Origin of the sequence: Gordonia polyisoprenivorans (assembly GCF_017654315.1) — a bacterium.
Lineage (GTDB): Bacteria > Actinomycetota > Actinomycetes > Mycobacteriales > Mycobacteriaceae > Gordonia > Gordonia polyisoprenivorans_A.
Genome location: NZ_CP072203.1, coordinates 2,902,331 through 2,920,347 on the forward strand (window position 1 = coordinate 2,902,331; position 18,017 = coordinate 2,920,347).

An 18,017-nucleotide genomic window follows, 5' to 3' on the forward strand; every position below is an offset into this window, starting at 1 on the left:
GTTGGTGGGTGTGTGTTCTTTGAGAACTCGATAGTGTATTGGTGGATTGTTTGATGCCATTTGTTTTGTGGCATTAGAGTTTGTGCATTGCACCCTTGTTGTGGGGTGTGGTGTGGATTTTTTTTTGCCAGTTTTTTGGATTGTTTTTGTCAGGTTTTGCTTTCCTGTTTTGTGTTGAAACTGTTTGGTTTCGATGTTTTTTCATGGAGAGTTTGATCCTGGCTCAGGACGAACGCTGGCGGCGTGCTTAACACATGCAAGTCGAACGGAAAGGCCCTGCTTGCAGGGTGCTCGAGTGGCGAACGGGTGAGTAACACGTGGGTGATCTGCCCCTGACTTTGGGATAAGCCTGGGAAACTGGGTCTAATACCGGATATGACCATGGGATGCATGTTCTGTGGTGGAAAGCTTTTGCGGTTGGGGATGGGCCCGCGGCCTATCAGCTTGTTGGTGGGGTAATGGCCTACCAAGGCGACGACGGGTAGCCGACCTGAGAGGGTGATCGGCCACACTGGGACTGAGACACGGCCCAGACTCCTACGGGAGGCAGCAGTGGGGAATATTGCACAATGGGCGCAAGCCTGATGCAGCGACGCCGCGTGAGGGATGACGGCCTTCGGGTTGTAAACCTCTTTCAGCAGGGACGAAGCTTTCGGGTGACGGTACCTGCAGAAGAAGCACCGGCCAACTACGTGCCAGCAGCCGCGGTAATACGTAGGGTGCGAGCGTTGTCCGGAATTACTGGGCGTAAAGAGCTCGTAGGCGGTTTGTCGCGTCGTCTGTGAAATTCTGCAGCTTAACTGCAGGCGTGCAGGCGATACGGGCAGACTTGAGTACTACAGGGGAGACTGGAATTCCTGGTGTAGCGGTGAAATGCGCAGATATCAGGAGGAACACCGGTGGCGAAGGCGGGTCTCTGGGTAGTAACTGACGCTGAGGAGCGAAAGCGTGGGTAGCGAACAGGATTAGATACCCTGGTAGTCCACGCCGTAAACGGTGGGTACTAGGTGTGGGTTCCATTTCACGGGATCCGTGCCGTAGCTAACGCATTAAGTACCCCGCCTGGGGAGTACGGCCGCAAGGCTAAAACTCAAAGGAATTGACGGGGGCCCGCACAAGCGGCGGAGCATGTGGATTAATTCGATGCAACGCGAAGAACCTTACCTGGGTTTGACATACACCAGACGCCAGCAGAGATGTTGGTTCCCTTGTGGTTGGTGTACAGGTGGTGCATGGCTGTCGTCAGCTCGTGTCGTGAGATGTTGGGTTAAGTCCCGCAACGAGCGCAACCCTTGTCCTGTATTGCCAGCGGGTTATGCCGGGGACTTGCAGGAGACTGCCGGGGTCAACTCGGAGGAAGGTGGGGATGACGTCAAGTCATCATGCCCCTTATGTCCAGGGCTTCACACATGCTACAATGGCCGGTACAGAGGGCTGCGATACCGTGAGGTGGAGCGAATCCCTTAAAGCCGGTCTCAGTTCGGATCGGGGTCTGCAACTCGACCCCGTGAAGTCGGAGTCGCTAGTAATCGCAGATCAGCAACGCTGCGGTGAATACGTTCCCGGGCCTTGTACACACCGCCCGTCACGTCATGAAAGTCGGTAACACCCGAAGCCGGTGGCCTAACCCCTTGTGGGAGGGAGCTGTCGAAGGTGGGATCGGCGATTGGGACGAAGTCGTAACAAGGTAGCCGTACCGGAAGGTGCGGCTGGATCACCTCCTTTCTAAGGAGCATGCAACATTCCCAGGCCGGCGGCGTCTGTCCGTTGGGTGGGTGTGTGTTCATAGGGTGAAACATCAAACACGCCATGTGCTGTCGCTGGTCTGATGCTGGTGGTGGCGGGTGATTCTGGGTGACTGGTGGGTGCTGCTAATACACTGTCGGGGTTCTGAGGGAACACACTGTGTGTTGTCTTGGTGCTTGCAATGGTTGTCGTGTTGGTGAGGTGTCCTGTGGTGGGGCGCGGAGATGCGGTGATGTTGTGGGTGTGTGTTGTTTGAGAAGTGCATAGTGGATGCGAGCATCTTTATTTTTGCAATGCATATCGAATCAATGTTTTGGTTTGTGTGTTTTGTTCGAGTTGAAAGAAAATGTTTGTAAGGCAAATGGCTAAACTGGTGGGCGGCTCTGTTGTTTGGGGGCGTCTGTGGGTTTAGGTGTTGTTGTAAGTGTTTGAGGGCGTTCGGTGGATGCCTTGGCACCAGGGGCCGATGAAGGACGTGGTAGGCCGCGATAGTCCTCGGGGAGTTGTCAAACGAGCTGTGATCCGAGGGTGTCCGAATGGGGAAACCCAGCACGAGTGATGTCGTGTTACCACCAGCTGAATGTATAGGCTGTGTGGGGGGAACGTGGGGAAGTGAAACATCTCAGTACCCATAGGAAGAGAAAACAATTGTGATTCCGTGAGTAGTGGCGAGCGAAAGCGGAGGATGGCTAAACCATGCGCATGTGATACCGGGTAGGGGTTGTGTGTGTGGTGTTGTGGGGTCTGTCTTCCTCGATCTACCTGTCGGGGCGTGAGTGAGAAAGCTGCATGCTAGGTGAAGTGGCCTGGAATGGTCTGCCGTAGGCGGTGAGAGTCCGGTAGCTGAAAGCGTGTGGTCTTGCGTGATGGTGTCCCCAAGTAGCAGCGGGCTCGTGGAATCTGCTGTGAATCTGCCGGGACCACCCGGTAAGCCTGAATACTTCCTGGTGACCGATAGCGGACTAGTACCGTGAGGGAAAGGTGAAAAGTACCCCGGGAGGGGAGTGAAAGAGTACCTGAAACCGGACGCTTACAATCCGTCAAAGCCTGTGGATTCTTTGGTGAATCGTGGGTGATGGCGTGCCTTTTGAAGAATGAGCCTGCGAGTTAGTGCTCGGTGGCGAGGTTAACCCGTGTGGGGTAGCCGTAGCGAAAGCGAGTCTGAATAGGGCGCAATGTCGGAGACATTTGTCTTGCGACGGTAGTCGCCGGGTCTAGACCCGAAGCGGAGTGATCTACCCATGGCCAGGGTGAAGCGCGGGTAAGACCGCGTGGAGGCCCGAACCCACTTCAGTTGAAAATGGAGGGGATGAGTTGTGGGTAGGGGTGAAAGGCCAATCAAACTCCGTGATAGCTGGTTCTCCCCGAAATGCATTTAGGTGCAGCGTGGTGTGTTTCTTGCCGGAGGTAGAGCTACTGGATGGCCGATGGGCCCTACTAGGTTACTGACGTCAGCCAAACTCCGAATGCCGGTAAGTGAGAGCACTGCAGTGAGACTGCGGGCGATAAGGTTCGTAGTCGAGAGGGAAACAGCCCAGATCGCCGGCTAAGGCCCCTAAGCGTGTACTAAGTGGAAAAGGATGTGGGGTCGCGAAGACAACCAGGAGGTTGGCTTAGAAGCAGCCACCCTTGAAAGAGTGCGTAATAGCTCACTGGTCAAGTGATCCTGCGCCGACAATGTAGCGGGGCTCAAGTACACCGCCGAAGCCGCGGCACTCACACGTTAGTCTGGCTTGCCCTTGCGGGGGTGTGTCTAGGTGTGTGGGTGGGTAGGGGAGCGTCCTGCATCCGTGGAAGCGCCGGAGTGATCTAGGTGTGGAGGGTGTGGGAGTGAGAATGCAGGCATGAGTAGCGAAAGCAGAGTGAGAAACTCTGCCGCCGGATGACCAAGGGTTCCTGGGCTAGGCTAATCCGCCCAGGGTGAGTCGGGACCTAAGGCGAGGCCGACAGGCGTAGTCGATGGACAACGGGTTGATATTCCCGTACCCGTGTATCCGCGTCCATGCTGAATCATCTGTACTAACCATCCAAATCCTGATCGATACTCTTCGGAGTACGTGAGGGGGCTGCATGGGACCTTGGGTGGTAGTAGGCAAGCGATGGGGTGACGCAGGAAGGTAGTGGGGCCAGGCGATGGTTGTCCTGGTGTAAGCCTGTAGGACGGGGCATTGGTAAATCCGTGCCCCATATAGTCTGAGAGGTGATGCGTAACCGTTGTGGTGAATTCCATGATCCTATGCTGCCGAGAAAAGCCTCTAGTGAGTTGGTACACGGCCCGTACCCCAAACCAACACAGGTGGTCAGGTAGAGAATACTAAGGCGATCGAGAGAACTGTGGTTAAGGAACTCGGCAAAATGCCCCCGTAACTTCGGGAGAAGGGGGACCCATCCTGGTGACGACATTTACTGTTTGAGCTGGTGTGGGTCGCAGAGACCAGAGAGAAGCGACTGTTTACTAAAAACACAGGTCCGTGCGAAGTCGTAAGACGATGTATACGGACTGACGCCTGCCCGGTGCTGGAAGGTTAAGAGGACCGGTTAATGCCCTTCGGGGTGTGAAGCTGAGAATTTAAGCCCCAGTAAACGGCGGTGGTAACTATAACCATCCTAAGGTAGCGAAATTCCTTGTCGGGTAAGTTCCGACCTGCACGAATGGCGTAACGACTTCTCTGCTGTCTCAACCACAGACTCGGCGAAATTGCAGTACGAGTAAAGATGCTCGTTACGCGCGGCAGGACGAAAAGACCCCGGGACCTTCACTATAGCTTGGTATTGGTGTTCGGTTCGGTTTGTGTAGGATAGGTGGGAGACTGTGAAGTGGCCACGCCAGTGGTTGTGGAGTCGTTGTTGAAATACCACTCTGATCGTATTGGACTTCTAACCTCGGACCCTGATCGGGTTCAGGGACAGTGCCTGGTGGGTAGTTTAACTGGGGCGGTTGCCTCCTAAAAGGTAACGGAGGCGCCCAAAGGTTCCCTCAGCCTGGTTGGCAATCAGGTGGTGAGTGTAAGTGCACAAGGGAGCTTGACTGTGAGACGTACATGTCGAGCAGGGACGAAAGTCGGGACTAGTGATCCGGCACCAACGTGTGGAAGTGGTGTCGCTCAACGGATAAAAGGTACCCCGGGGATAACAGGCTGATCTTCCCCAAGAGTCCATATCGACGGGATGGTTTGGCACCTCGATGTCGGCTCGTCGCATCCTGGGGCTGGAGTAGGTCCCAAGGGTTGGGCTGTTCGCCCATTAAAGCGGCACGCGAGCTGGGTTTAGAACGTCGTGAGACAGTTCGGTCTCTATCCGCCGCGCGCGTTAGAAACTTGAGGAAACCTGTCCCTAGTACGAGAGGACCGGGACGGACGAACCTCTGGTGTGCCAGTTGTTCCGCCAGGAGCATTGCTGGTTGGCTACGTTCGGAAGGGATAACCGCTGAAAGCATCTAAGCGGGAAGCCTGTTCCAAGATGAGGTTTCTCACCACCTTTGAGTGGTTAAGGCCCCCCACAGACCATGGGGTTGATAGGCCAGAACTGGAAGCCCAGTAATGGGTGTAGGTGACTGGTACTAATCGGCCGAGGACTTACAACAACATCCTTATATTCTTTCGTACTCTCAAAGAGTAGAAGATGTGTCGCATCCACTATGTACTTCTGAAACAACACCAGAAGAGATAAAAATAGACTCGTCTGGTGCGAGTTTCACAGAGTTTCGGCGGCTATAGCGGTGGGGAAACGCCCGGTCCCATTCCGAACCCGGAAGCTAAGCCCACCAGCGCCAATGGTACTGCACCCTAATCAGTGTGGGAGAGTAGGACACCGCCGAACACAAATTTTGAGGGATGCCCCGCAACACACCGTGTTGCGGGGCATCCCCCATTCAACCCACCTGCTTGCTCCTCACGGATGGAACCGTTAGGCCTGGAATGTGTGTCGACTCCGGCGTTGTGTGCCCTGCAGGACACACAACGCCGAAGTCGACACACAAACTGCCAACGACTTACTGCGCTGGTGCCGATTCCTCCGGCGTCGTGCGTGGCAAAGTCTCACCGCGGAAGAACGCGGGATGGCGGGCGCGCAGGTAGAGCATGACCACGGCGCCGACGGCGAGCAGTCCGAATCCGATGTAGAAGACCAGACCGATACCGAAGATCGACGCGCCACTGCCGTTGTCGGGATTCATGCTCTCGCCGACCGAGATGACGAACACGACGATGAGAGCGAGTCCACCGAGAAACGGGAACAGCAAGCGGTACACGAAGTTCCGTGCGGACGAGAACAGGGTGCGCCGGAAGTACCAGACGCAGGCGAATGCGGTGATGCTGTAGTACCAGCAGATCATGATGCCCAGGGCGGCGATCGTGTCGATCAATGTGCGTTCGGACAGGACCGTCACCACCGTGTAGAACACAGCCGTCACGATCCCGGCCACTAGTGCGGCGAAGGCCGGGGACAGGAAGCGGGGATGGATCTCGGCGACCTTCTTGGGAAATGCGCCGTAGGTGCCCATTGCGAGCATGGTGCGGGCCACGGGCAGGAACGTCGTTTGCAAGCTGGCGATCGATGACACCAAGATCGCGGCGAAGAGCAATAATCCGCCCCACCGACCGAGGATCGGTGTTGCCAGGGCGCCGAAGACGTTCTCGGCGTTGGCCTCCGAACCCAGACCGACCCCTTCGGTGCCGACGCCGGCGTACATCATCACCGCGACGGCGACCAGCAGATAGGTGAGCAGGATCGACAGGACACAGAGGATTCCGGCGCGACCCGGGGTGCGCTGCGGGTCTTTGCACTCCTCACCGAGGGTGAGACAGGTGTCCCACCCCCAGAACGCAAAGATCGAGCCGGTGAGCCCGACGGCGAATGCCGAGATCGTCAGCCCGGTGAACGGGTTGAACCAATCGATGTCGAAGGACAAGCCTGCGGGGGCGTCTCCGGCGCCGACCTTGACGAAGGCGATGATCGCGAAGGCGAACAGCACCACGATCTGAAAGCCGACGAGCACGTATTGTATACGTTCGCTGGTCGTGATCCCGTGCATGGAGACCCAGGTGGCGATCGCCAGGAGAACCAAGGTCGTGAGGATGTTGACCAGCTTGTTCGTTCCGAGGTCGGCGATCCAGGGGCGGTCGGCGATCTGGGCGATGATCAGGTAGAAGAACTGGACGCCGATCGCCGCGAGATTCGAGAGCACGATGATCGTCGCGACCACCATGCCCCATCCGCACATCCAGCCGACGTGCGGCCCGAAAGCCTTGGTCGACCAGGTGAACGAGGCGCCACAGTCGGGGGTGTCGGAATTCAGCTCACGGTAGGCGTAGGCGGTCAGAAACATCGGGATGAATCCGGCGATGAAGATCGCCGGCATCTTCAGGCCGACTGCGGCGACGATCAGACCGATGCTGGCGGTGAGGGTGTAGCCGGGAGCCACCGTCGATATCCCGAGAATGGCTCCGGAGAGCACGCCGACCTTGCCGGCGGCGAGCCCCTTGTCGTTGGCGACGGGGGAGTCGGGGATCGTCGGGGCGGCACCGGAGCGAGAGGTGGTGGGGTCGTCGGGATTCATCAGGAGTCCTTCGGAACGACGATCATCGGAACCGACAACGCGCGCAACATCTTTGCTGCGGTCGAGCCGAGGAACAGGTGGCGGGGCTGGGCGAGTCGGCTCGAACCGACGAAGATGAGGTCGCCGTCGTCCCAGTGCAGCGAGGTGATGGCGTCCTCGGTGGTGCGGGCGGGCACGACGGCCGAGGTGATCGGATGGTTCTCACCGAGCTCGGCGCGTGCCTGGGCGAGCACGTCGGCGAGGTGGGCGGCCGCGGCAGCCCGTGCGGCGTCGTCGTCGGCGTCGCGGCGCCACGGGGTCACGTGGTCGTCATCGGTGACCAGGGAGACCAGCCGCAGGGGCAACGCGGTTCGGGCACAGGCGTCGACGGCGGCACGCACCAGCGGCGCGGTACCCGGCCGTCGGCCGATGGCACAGGTGATCCGACGCGGTGCGCACGCCGTGTCCCGGCTACCGCGTGGCGTCAGTACCACCGGCGTCGTCGACGCGTGCAGGACGTCGTTGACGACGGATCCCAGTGAGTGGCGACCGACCAGTCCGCCTCCGGAGCCACCCACGACGATCGCCGCACAGCCGGTCGCCTGTGCCTCGGCCACCAGCCCTTCGGCGGCATTGTCGTGAAAGGCGACCCGGCTGGTGGCGGGGACGTCGTCGGGAATGCGGTCGGTGGCCTCGGTGAGCCATCGTGTCGCCTGCTCGTCGAGGATTTCCGCGAAATCGGCGTTGCCGGTGGCTGCGATCTGTGCCGTCGCCGACGGCGGCGGCAAGATCATGCAGACGTCGAGATCGGCGTGCAGGGATCGCGCGAGGACGACGCCGAGCGCCAATGCGTCCTGTCCGCCCGGCGTGGACAGGTAGGCGACCAGCAGTGTGCGGCCGGTGGTCATGATGTGGGCTCCCATCGGTCAGGGTTCGTAACGTCTGATCCGCCCGTTTCGGATCAACGAACCCCACTGTGCGCCGCATCACGTCCGGTATGCACCAGCCACAATGTCGAATCGTCACCCCTGCGCATGGACATCGTGGTGAAGCCGCCGGGGAGATCACTCGCTCAGCCGGGATCCCTGGGTACGACGACCATGGGAATGGCCAACGCGCGCAGCATCTTCGACGCCGTTGCCCCGAAGAACAGTTGCTGTGGGCGAGCCAGGCGGCTGGAGCCGACGAAGATGATGTCCTCGGCGGTCCACTCCAGCGACGCGACGGCATCCTCGATGGTGTCGCCGGTGAGCACCTCGGAGGTGATCTCCTGACCGTCGGGCAGCTGTGCTCCGATGGACGCCACATGCTCGGCAAGCTGTTCGGTGGCGTGGGCCACTGCTCGGTTCTCGTCATCGCCCGTCATGTCACCGTCACGATGGGCCGTGGCGTCGTCGCTGGTGACCAACGAGACCAGACGCAGAGGCAGACCGGACCGTGAGCACGCGTCGACTGCGGCGCGCAGCAGCGGTGTCGACCCCGGCCGGCGGCCGATCGCGCAGGTGATCCGACGTGGCGGACGGGCGGTCTCCTGAGCCCCGAGCGGCGTGATCACCACCGGCTTGGTCGAGATGTGCAGCAGGTCGTTGACCGCCGATCCGAGCGCGTGACGTCCACGGATGCCCCCTCCCGAACCGCCGACGATGATGGCCGCACTCCCGGTCGCCTCGGCCTCGGCCACCAGACCCTCGGCGGCGTTCTCGTGAAAGGCGATGTGCCCCTCGGCGACCACCTCATCCGGAATACGGCCGACCGCCTCCGACAGCCAGTCGGCGGCCTGGGCGTCCAACATCTCCGTGGTCGTCCGGACCGGGTCGGCGCCGGCGTCACCGTCGCTCTCCGGTGGCGGGGGTAAGACCATGCAGACATCGAGTGCCGCGTGGAAAGGGCCGGCGAGAGCGATCGCGAGGGCCAGTGCGTCCTCGCCGCCCGGCGTCGGGAGATAGGCGGCGAGCAGTTTGCGGGAGGGCATGGCGGCTCCGATCGGCGGTGTTCGGGGTGTGCGCTTCGATGCTCTCACTCTCACGCGTGCCGCACACGTGTCTGGGACACGCGTGTGCGCCCCGATCACCCCGCCCCGATTCACCCCGCCCGTCACCGACCGAAACCCCTCAGCCAGGTCCGGACACCAGACGAGCCGGGCGCCTCGGGGGATTCGGCGATGCGGCCCGGCTCGTCGTCGCCGGCGACTCAGCTCAGATGGTGCACCTCTTGCAGTCCGTACACCGGCGTGGCGATGTCCTCGTACCGGGCCTTGAGCTGCAGCGCGAGATACAGCGAATAGTGGCGTGACTGATGCAGATTGCCGCCGTGGAACCACAGACCGGGCTGCTGCGTCGGCTTCCACATGTTGCGCTGTTCGCCTTCCCATGGACCGGGATCCTTGGTGGTCTCCGACCCCAGGCCCCACACCTTGCCGACCTTGTCGGCGATCTCCTGGCCCATCAGGTCCGCGGCCCACCCGTTCATCGAGCCGTAGCCGGTCGCATAGACCACGACGTCGGCGGGCAACTCGGTACCGTCGGCGAGAACGACACTGTTCTCGGTGAGATGGTCGACGTCGCCGTGCTGGAGTTTGATGGTGCCGTCGGCAACGAGTTCGCAGGCGCCGACGTCGATGTAGTAGCCCGAGCCGCGTCGCAGGTACTTCATGAACAGGCCCGAGTCGTCGTCACCGAAGTCCAGGTCGAAGCCTGCCGCCTCGAGGCGAGCGTAGAAGTCCTTGTCGCGTACCCGGATCTGGTCATAGAGCGGGATCTGGAACTCGTGCATGATCCGGTAGGGCAGCGAGGCGAATGTCAGGTCGGCCTTCTTGGTGGTCATCCCGCCCGCCACCGCCTGCTCGCTGTACAAGGCGCCGAGGCCGATCTCCATCAGCGAATCGGACTTCACGATGTGCGTCGAGGACCGCTGCACCATGGTCGTATCGATACCGTTGTCCACCAAAGCTTTACAGATGTCGTGGGCCGAGTTGTTGGAACCGATCACCACCACCTTCTTGCCGACGTAACCGTCGGGCCCGGGGTGTTGACTGGAGTGGTGCTGCTCACCGGTGAACACGTCCTGGCCGGGGAAGGTGGGCACGTTGGCCTTGCCCGACATACCGGTCGCCAGGACCAGCTGATCGGGGTGCAGGGTCAGATGCTCGCCGTCGCGATCGATCTCGACGGTCCAGCGGCCGGTGGCCTCGTCGTAGGTCGCCGATTCGCACGTCGTCTTCGACCAGTAGGGCACCTCCATGACCCGGGTGTAGAACTCGAGCCAGTCGCCGATCTTGTCCTTGGGTGCGAAGACCGGCCAGTTCTCCGGGAAGGGGAGATACGGCAGGTGGTCGTACCAGACCGGATCGTGCAGGCACAGCGACTTGTAGCGGTTGCGCCACTGATCGCCGGGTCGATCATGGCGGTCGATGACGATCGACGGAACGCCGAGCTGGCGTAGTCGGGCGCCGAGGGCGATGCCACCCTGACCGCCGCCGACGACGAGGACATACGGCTGACGCGTGCGCCCCAGCTCGGCCTCCTCGTCGGCCTTGCGCTCTGCCCAGGATCGGGTGTCGGGGTCGGATCCGTGAACCGCTCCCATGACCCGGGTCGGGCCGCTGTGTTCCTCGTGGCCCTTGAGTTCCTGCAGGGTCGTCAGCAGGGTCCACGCCTGGTCCTCGCCGGAGTCGGCGTCGGGTCGTAGACGCAGATGCCCGACGCCCCGGCCGGTCGCCGTCTCGAACTCGATGAACGCCGAGACCACCCCGCCGTCGTCGGTGGCCGGTTCGCTGGTGGCGAAGCCCGATGGGTCGGTGTCGGAAAGGCGCTCGCCGAGCATGGCGGCAATCTGCTCGCGGCCTTCGACCGTCTTCAGATTCCATGTGAACGACACCAGGTCGCGCCAGAACGAGTCCGTGGCGAACATCGAGGTCACTGCCGGGATGTCGCGTGCGGCGAGTGCGGTCTCGAATCGATCGAGCCACCGGGTGGCGCGCTGTTGTGGTGTGGGCGGTTGGTCTGCGGCGGTCGCCACATCGGGTTCGAGTGTCTGGGTCATGCCAGCTCCCTTCGGTCATCTCTGATGTGACTCACAGCACACGCGCCGTCGATGCGTGACGGCAAGGGTTGCATCCCGTTGCGACGTGCGGGGCAGTTGCGACGTGCGGGGCACGGGACTGCAACCCGATGCAACCCCGGTGGTGTCTTTGCGAATTGGCTGTGACCGAGCGCACAATCGTGAGGTGTCGACACTGCCAGCCGGACTCGAGCCCGCCGTCGCCGCCGGCGACGATCCGCGCCAGTTCGCGGCCGTCCTCTCGGCGGTGTACGACGCGGCGATGGCGGGTGACAAGCCGCCGGCCCGTCCCCGCCAGGTCATCAGTGAATCGTGGGGACGTGTCCTCGGCGCCGGGGTCGACCCCGACCACGGTCCGGATGCGGCAGCTCTCGACGTGGCCGAGATCGAGGTGCGTCGAAACGAGTCGGGACTGCACGAGGTCCTCGACGACCTGACCTTCGGCCTCGATGCGGTGATCTCCGACGGCCACAACATTCTCGTCGTCGCCGACGCGGCCGGGCATGTGCTCTGGCGCAGTGGTGCCAACCAGGTGCTGCATCGAGCCGATCGGCTCGGTTTCGTCGAGGGTGCGTGCTGGGCGGAATCGTCGGTGGGTACCAATGCAATCGGCACCGCACTCGAGTCGGGGCGGGCGGTTCAGGTGTTCTCCGCGGAGCATTTCGTGCGCACCCATCACACCTGGACGTGCGCGGGTGCGCCCATCCGCAATCCACGCAGCGGCGACGTGCTCGGGGTGGTCGACGTCAGTGGCCCGGCGGCCACGATCCACCCGACCACACTGGCCCTGGTCGACACGGTTGCCCGGCTGGCCGAATCCCGGCTGCGCGAACACCATCGACGTGTCCTCGACCAGCTCCGGGCGGTTGCCGCGCCCATACTCGCGCGGACCGACGGCCCGGCCATGGCCGTCGACCGCGACGGCTGGGTGGCCGCGGTGGGTTCGGTGGCACCGCGGGCGCGCCTGAGCATTCCGGCGGGGCTCGCGCCCGGCCGCGCGGCCGTACCCGACCTCGGCCTGTGCGAGATCGAACCACTGCCGGGAGGGTGGTTGCTCCGGACGGTCGAGGCCACCGATCCGAGCCGGCCCACCGAGGTGGTGATCGGCGCCGACGGCACCGGCGTGGTGGTGCGCGTCGAGGGGTTCGCCGGCAGTTGGACCCAACGTCTCTCGCCCCGGCATGCCCAGATCCTCGGCATGCTCGCCGCCGCGCAACCCGGTGGGCTCCGTGCGGCCGAACTGTCGCAGAACCTCTTCGGTGTCGCCGACCGCACCATCACCGTCAGGGCCGAGATCTCGCGTCTGCGTAAGCATTTCGGCGGCCTGCTGTGTGCCAACCCCTACCGCTTCGCCGACGGCGTGGTGGTGCGCGACACGCGCTCGGCCCCCGACTGACCGGCCGTACCCGCCGTCGCCGACTCGCCTGGTCGCCGGATCGGCGCGGGACGGCTGTCGCACCGGATAGATTGGTGCCGTGCCGATCTCGCATGTCCACGGATACCTGCACCACATCATGGATGAGTGCGCCCCCGATCGTTCCGGAGCGGTCGCCGACTACATCCCCGAACTCGCCGCCGTCGACCCCGATGGTTACGCCTTGTCGATGTGCATGCACGACGGCAACACCTATTCCCTCGGTGACGTCGGCGTCGAGTTCACGATCCAATCGGTGTCCAAGCCACTCACGTACGCGCTCGCGCTGACCCGCCTCGATATGGCGGAGGTGGATGCCAAGATCGGCGTCGAACCGTCGGGTGAGGCATTCAACGAGATCAGCGTCGACGAGCGGCGGCGCCCGCGCAATCCGATGATCAACGCGGGGGCGATCCTGGCGTCGTCGATGCTGCTGCCGCCGGTACGGTCTCTGCCCGCCACTGCCGTGGACGAGGCGTTCGACGAACTCGTCGAGTTCTACTCCGGTTGCGCCGGAAGGCATCTGACGATCGATGAGCAGGTGTACGCCTCCGAGGCCGCCACCGGCTCCCGCAATCGTGCCATCGTCTACATGCTCGACAGTTTCGGCGCGGTCGACACCGACCCCGAGGCGGCCCTCGACCTCTACTTCCGTCAGTGCTCGCTGCGGGTGACTAGCGACGACCTTGCCGCGATCGCCGCGACGATCGCCGCGGGCGGGGTCAATCCGCGCACCGGACGCCGGGTGCTGAGCAACGAAGTGGCCCAGCGGTTGTTGAGCGTGATGACCACATGCGGCATGTACGACGGCGCAGGGGACTGGGTCACCTCGGTGGGCCTGCCGGCCAAGAGCGGGGTCGGCGGCGGCATTCTGGCGGTCCTGCCCGGCCAGCTCGGGATCGGGGTGTACTCGCCGCGCCTCGATCAGCACGGCAACAGCGTGCGTGGCGTCGACACCTGTCGGCGGTTGTCGCGTGACCTCGGCCTGCACATGTTCAATGTGACGCGGGAGAGCCGGGTGTCGATCCGGTCGGTGTACTCGATCGGCGAGTTCGAGGTCGGCGCGGACTGGGACGAGTTGCAGCGCAGCTACCTGCGAACCTGTCGGGACCGGGTGCGGGTGTACGAACTGCAGGGGGATCTGACCTTCGCCGGCGCCGAGCGCGCCCTGCGTCGCATCGAGTCCGATCTCGACGACCTCGATGTCGTGATCGTCGAGATCTCGCGGGTGGGCGTGATAGATCCGGTCGCGCGGACGATGCTGCTCGGTATCAAGCACACCACCGAACTACGCGGGCAGCGTGCCATGCTCGTCGATCCCGATGGTGTGGTGCGGGCGAGTGTGGACAGTCATCGCTCCGACTTCGTGGTGCCGAATCTGAATGCGCCCGAACAACTCCTGGGCCTCGACCCGACACTGCCGCACGTGCACTCGACGATGGAGGCCGCGGTCCGCGACGCCGAGGAGTTCCAACTGGAGTCCTTTCGGCGTCCGTGACTCGTGCGCTTTCCGGTAGGGAATCACCGGACGAGATTTCCGCGGCGGGGCCCGGAGTGGGGTTCTCCGAGTCGTGCGGTGAGCGGTTACGCTGCCGTCTGTGCGTCTGGTGATCGCGGAATGCCAAGTGGACTATGTCGGACGGCTCACGGCCCATCTGCCGATGGCGCGTCGGCTGTTGCTCATCAAATCCGACGGGTCGGTGAGCGTGCACGCCGACGACCGTGCCTACAAACCGCTGAACTGGATGAGTCCACCCTGTTGGCTGGCCGAGGAGCCGGTGCCCGAGGAGGTCGCCTCCGCGCACGACGAGGTGGTCGCCTACTGGGTGGTGACCAACAAGGCCGGTGAGGAACTGCGGATCACGATCACCTCGATCGAACACGATTCCACCCACGAACTCGGAGTCGACCCGGGGCTGGTGAAGGACGGTGTCGAAGCCCACCTGCAGGAATTGCTCGCCGAGCACGTCGAGACCCTGGGGCCCGGGCACACCCTCATCCGCCGGGAGTACATGACGGCGATCGGCCCGGTCGACATTCTCGCCCGTGACGCCGACGGCGCGACCGTCGCGGTGGAGATCAAGCGGCGCGGCGAGATCGACGGCGTCGAGCAGTTGACGAGGTACCTGGAATTGCTGAACCGCGATCCGCTCCTCGCCCCGGTCAGCGGGGTGTTCGCCGCGCAGCAGATCAAGCCACAGGCGCGGACCCTTGCGCAGGACCGTGGAATCCGTTGTCTGGTACTCGATTACGATGCACTCCGCGGGGCCGAGAGCACCGAATTCCGATTGTTCTGATCGATTGTCGAGCCGGTCAGTTCTGTTCGACCTCGAGCGGGGCGGTGTGGATCGGTGCGGTGTCGGCGTGTTTGTCGGCGTGGCGGCCATTGTGGCCGGTGGTCTTCTGGAACGGCTCGGTGTCGATCTGCGCGTCGCGTGACAACAGGGTGTTGAGGAGTTCGGCGTCGCTGTGTTCGGACGCGGTGGTCAGCTCGGCATCGACCTCGGTGTTCAACAGCGCGGGGAGTTCGGCGAGGCGCTCGGAGATCCGCGAGAACTCGGAGACGATCTCATCGCGTGCCTTCGTGACGCGGTCGCCGAGTTCACGCGAGCGCGCCACCCGTTCGGTGGCGATGGCCCGCGCGCTCCGTTCGATGTCGGCGGCGAGAGCGTCGGCCTCGGCACGTTGGGCGGACAGTTCGGCATCGTGCTGTGTTCGCGCGTCGTGCAACTCCTGTGCCGTGCGGCGCCGGAGTTCGTCGGTCTCACTGCGCGCTTTGGTCAGGATGCGTTGCGCCTCGGCCTTCGCCGCGGTCATCGTCTTCTCGTGTTCGGACTCCATCGCGGCGGCGCGCTCGGCGCGTTCGGCGGCGGCGCGTTCGGCGTCCGCAGCGGCCTCGGCCTTGATGGCATCGGCGTCGTTGCGCGTCTTCGCCGAATATTCGTCGGCGTCGCCGACGATCTTGCTCGCCCGGGCGCGGGCGTCGGCGACGATCCGCTGGGCCTCCTCGGTGGCGTTGCGCTGGGTGTCCTCGGCCTCCTGGCGAGCCACGGACACGGTCTCGGCTGCTTCGGCACTCGCGTCGGCGCGCATCTCCGATGCCTCGTCGGAGGCCAGCTGCAACATGCGTGAGAGGCGTTCACTCATGCCGGTCACCGACGTCGGCGGCACCGAGAGCTTGTCGACCTCGCGACGTAGCTCCTCGATCTCGTCGCGCGCGTCGGCGAGGTGTGCGGCGAGTTCGCGGGCATGCGAGGTGGCCGCATCGCGATCGGCGGCCAGCACCCGCATGTCGGCGTCGATGCGTCGAAGGCGGTCGGCGACCTGTTCTCGGTCGTACCCGCGCATCACGATCGCGAACGGTAACTGCTGCTTGGGTGCAGGGGCTGACATGCGAGCCAGTCTAATCGCAGCGCCCGCACGCGCCGGGGAGGTCGAAGGTCCCGCGAGACCTCAGTGGGCAGACGCCGCGGGCTCGACCAGCTCCAGGAGTACGCCGCCGGCGTCCTTGGGGTGCACGAAGTTGATCCGGGAGTCGGCGGTGCCTCGGCGCGGCTGCGGGTACAGCACGCGGACGCCGTTCGCGGTCAAGCGGTCCATCACCGCCACGACGTCGGTGACCCGCACCGCGAGCTGCTGAAGGCCCGGGCCGCTGCGGTCGAGGAATTTCGCGATGGTCGACTCCGGGGTCAGCGGCGCGAGGAGTTGGATGACGGCACCGTCACCTCCTTGTGGGCCGATCATCGCCTCACGTACGCCCTGCTCGTCGTTGGTCTCCTCGTGGAGCTCCACGAAGCCCAGATTGTCGGCGTACCACTGCTTGGCGGCATCGAGATCGGGCACGGCGATGCCGACGTGGTCGATCGCGACGACGAGGTCGGAGATCAGTGCGGCCGGCGATGGGGTGGTGGTGGCGGGGTCAGCTGCGGAAGTACTCATGGACTAACGGTAGCGTTAGAGGCGACAAAGTACAGAGCGACCGCTCGGTTGGTGCCGCGGTCAGAGTCGTGGAGGTCCCCATGTCCCCAGATCAGACGACGTCGGTGATCGTCGCAGGCGCACGCACACCGTTCGGCCGGATGCTCGGTTCTCTCAAGGGTTTCAGTGCCGTCGACCTCGGTGCCATCGCCATCAAGGGTGCACTCGAGCGCTCGGGGGTGGCCGCCTCGGAGGTCCAGTACGTGATCATGGGTCAGGTCCTGACCGCCGGCGCCGGACAGATGCCCGCTCGCCAGACCTCGGTCAAGGCCGGTATCGGGTGGGACGTTCCCGCGTTGACGATCAACAAGATGTGCCTGTCGGGAATCGACTCGATCGCACTCGCCGACCAGCTGATCCGCGCCGGCGAGTTCGACGTGGTGGTCGCCGGCGGTCAGGAATCGATGACGCAGGCACCGCATCTGCTGCCGGGCAGTCGTAGCGGCTTCAAGTACGGCAACACCGAACTCGTCGACCACCTGGCCTACGACGGCCTGTTCGACGCGTTCACCGATCAGCCGATGGGTGCGCTGACCGAGCAGGGCAACGACACCGATGGGTTCTCCCGCGCCGAGCAGGACGAATTCGCTGCGCGCAGCCATCAGCTCGCCGCCACGGCCTGGAAGAACGGCGTCTTCGCCGACGAGGTGGTTCCGGTGTCGATCCCGCAGCGCAAGGGCGATCCGATCGAGTTCGCCGAGGACGAGGGCATCCGTGCCGACACCACCGCCGATTCGCTGGCCGGCCTGCGGCCTGCCTTCCGCAAGGACGGCACCATCACCGCGGGTAACTCCTCGCAGATCTCCGACGGTGCGGCCGCGGTCGTGGTGATGAGCAAGGCCAAGGCCACCGAGCTCGGCGTCACCTGGCTCGCCGAGATCGGTCCGCACGGCGTCGTCGCCGGTCCGGATTCGTCGCTGCAGCAGCAGCCCGCGAATGCCATCCGCAAGGCCTGCGACCGTGCCGGGATCGCGCCCACCGACCTCGACCTCATCGAGATCAACGAGGCATTCGCGGCCGTGGGGCTGGCCTCGACGAAATCGCTGGGCGTCGATGAGTCGATCGTCAATGTCAACGGTGGAGCGATCGCCGTCGGTCACCCGATCGGCACCTCCGGTGCACGCATCACGCTGCACCTGGCACTGGAGCTGCAGCGGCGCGGTGGCGGCGTCGGCGCCGCAGCACTCTGTGGCGCAGGCGGGCAGGGCGATGCGCTGATCGTCCGGGTCCCCAAGGCCTGATCGCCGGAGCCTGCTCGCCGGGGGTCTGGGCGACACCGCAACG

10 protein-coding genes and 3 rRNA genes are annotated in these 18,017 nt (G+C 63.5%); 7 read left to right on the forward strand and 6 right to left on the reverse strand.

Going from position 1 to position 18,017, the window contains the following annotated elements; translation table 11 throughout:
• Positions 1-200: 200 nt before the first annotated feature.
• From J6U32_RS13065 to rrf, 3 genes are all read left to right on the forward strand, one after another.
• Positions 201-1,725: ribosomal RNA gene (locus J6U32_RS13065) — 16S ribosomal RNA — on the forward strand.
• A gap of 439 nt (positions 1,726-2,164) precedes the next feature.
• Positions 2,165-5,329, forward strand: a 23S ribosomal RNA gene (locus tag J6U32_RS13070).
• A 119-nt stretch (positions 5,330-5,448) separates the two neighbouring features.
• Positions 5,449-5,565: ribosomal RNA gene (rrf, locus tag J6U32_RS13075) — 5S ribosomal RNA — on the forward strand.
• The 16S, 23S and 5S rRNA genes sit together here, the layout of an rRNA operon.
• A gap of 172 nt (positions 5,566-5,737) precedes the next feature.
• Here the strand turns inward: rrf and J6U32_RS13080 are convergent.
• The 4 genes from J6U32_RS13080 to J6U32_RS13095 all read right to left on the reverse strand — a co-directional run bounded on the left by J6U32_RS13080 (position 5,738) and on the right by J6U32_RS13095 (position 11,323).
• Entirely contained in the window at positions 5,738-7,303 is a 1,566-nt protein-coding gene (locus tag J6U32_RS13080) for an APC family permease (protein ID WP_244332859.1), read from the reverse strand.
• Positions 7,303-8,205: a universal stress protein gene (locus tag J6U32_RS13085; RefSeq protein WP_432276991.1), complete on the reverse strand. Its 903-nt coding sequence runs from the start codon at positions 8,203-8,205 to the stop codon at positions 7,303-7,305. Before J6U32_RS13085 ends, J6U32_RS13080 begins: the two co-directional genes overlap by 1 nt.
• A 149-nt stretch (positions 8,206-8,354) precedes the next feature.
• Positions 8,355-9,254, reverse strand: coding sequence for a universal stress protein (locus J6U32_RS13090; RefSeq protein WP_208795812.1), 900 nt, complete (start codon positions 9,252-9,254; stop codon positions 8,355-8,357).
• 218 nt (positions 9,255-9,472) lie between these two features.
• Positions 9,473-11,323 (reverse strand): NAD(P)/FAD-dependent oxidoreductase, encoded by a 1,851-nt coding sequence (locus J6U32_RS13095; RefSeq protein WP_208795813.1) that lies wholly within the window; start codon positions 11,321-11,323, stop codon positions 9,473-9,475.
• A gap of 184 nt (positions 11,324-11,507) precedes the next feature.
• On the opposite strand from J6U32_RS13095, the gene J6U32_RS13100 reads away from it, so the two are divergent.
• The 3 genes from J6U32_RS13100 to nucS all read left to right on the forward strand — a co-directional run bounded on the left by J6U32_RS13100 (position 11,508) and on the right by nucS (position 15,052).
• Complete coding sequence (locus J6U32_RS13100) at positions 11,508-12,737, forward strand: helix-turn-helix domain-containing protein (protein WP_244332861.1); 1,230 nt, start codon at positions 11,508-11,510, stop codon at positions 12,735-12,737.
• A gap of 79 nt (positions 12,738-12,816) precedes the next feature.
• On the forward strand, positions 12,817-14,253 hold the full coding sequence (glsA, locus tag J6U32_RS13105; RefSeq protein ID WP_244332863.1) for a glutaminase A: 1,437 nt from the start codon (positions 12,817-12,819) through the stop codon (positions 14,251-14,253).
• Positions 14,254-14,353: 100 nt separating this feature from the next.
• Positions 14,354-15,052, forward strand: a complete 699-nt coding sequence (nucS, locus tag J6U32_RS13110; RefSeq protein WP_208795814.1) for an endonuclease NucS — start codon at positions 14,354-14,356, stop codon at positions 15,050-15,052.
• A 16-nt stretch (positions 15,053-15,068) separates the two neighbouring features.
• Here nucS and J6U32_RS13115 read toward each other — a convergent pair whose 3' ends face one another.
• Together J6U32_RS13115 and mce are read right to left on the reverse strand one after the other, a co-directional pair.
• Complete coding sequence (locus tag J6U32_RS13115; RefSeq protein ID WP_208795815.1) at positions 15,069-16,148, reverse strand: hypothetical protein; 1,080 nt, start codon at positions 16,146-16,148, stop codon at positions 15,069-15,071.
• Between the two features lie 60 nt (positions 16,149-16,208).
• Positions 16,209-16,694 carry a methylmalonyl-CoA epimerase gene (gene mce / locus J6U32_RS13120; RefSeq protein ID WP_208795816.1) on the reverse strand — a complete coding sequence of 162 codons (486 nt, stop codon included), beginning with the start codon at positions 16,692-16,694 and terminating at the stop codon, positions 16,209-16,211.
• An 80-nt stretch (positions 16,695-16,774) separates the two neighbouring features.
• Between mce and J6U32_RS13125 the strand changes: the two genes are divergently transcribed.
• Entirely contained in the window at positions 16,775-17,974 is a 1,200-nt protein-coding gene (locus tag J6U32_RS13125) for an acetyl-CoA C-acetyltransferase (protein WP_208795817.1), read from the forward strand.
• Positions 17,975-18,017: the final 43 nt, after the last annotated feature.

Bases quoted from the DNA above. Each gene is read 5' to 3' on its own strand.
- J6U32_RS13080 (WP_244332859.1), bottom strand. From the start codon at position 7,303: ATGAATCCCGACGACCCCACCACCTCTCGCTCCGGTGCCGCCCCGACG.
- J6U32_RS13085 (WP_432276991.1), bottom strand. From the start codon at position 8,205: ATGGGAGCCCACATCATGACCACCGGCCGCACACTGCTGGTCGCCTAC.
- J6U32_RS13090 (WP_208795812.1), bottom strand. From the start codon at position 9,254: ATGCCCTCCCGCAAACTGCTCGCCGCCTATCTCCCGACGCCGGGCGGC.
- J6U32_RS13095 (WP_208795813.1), bottom strand. From the start codon at position 11,323: ATGACCCAGACACTCGAACCCGATGTGGCGACCGCCGCAGACCAACCG.
- J6U32_RS13115 (WP_208795815.1), bottom strand. From the start codon at position 16,148: ATGTCAGCCCCTGCACCCAAGCAGCAGTTACCGTTCGCGATCGTGATG.
- mce (WP_208795816.1), bottom strand. From the start codon at position 16,694: ATGAGTACTTCCGCAGCTGACCCCGCCACCACCACCCCATCGCCGGCC.
- J6U32_RS13125 (WP_208795817.1), top strand. From the start codon at position 16,775: ATGTCCCCAGATCAGACGACGTCGGTGATCGTCGCAGGCGCACGCACA.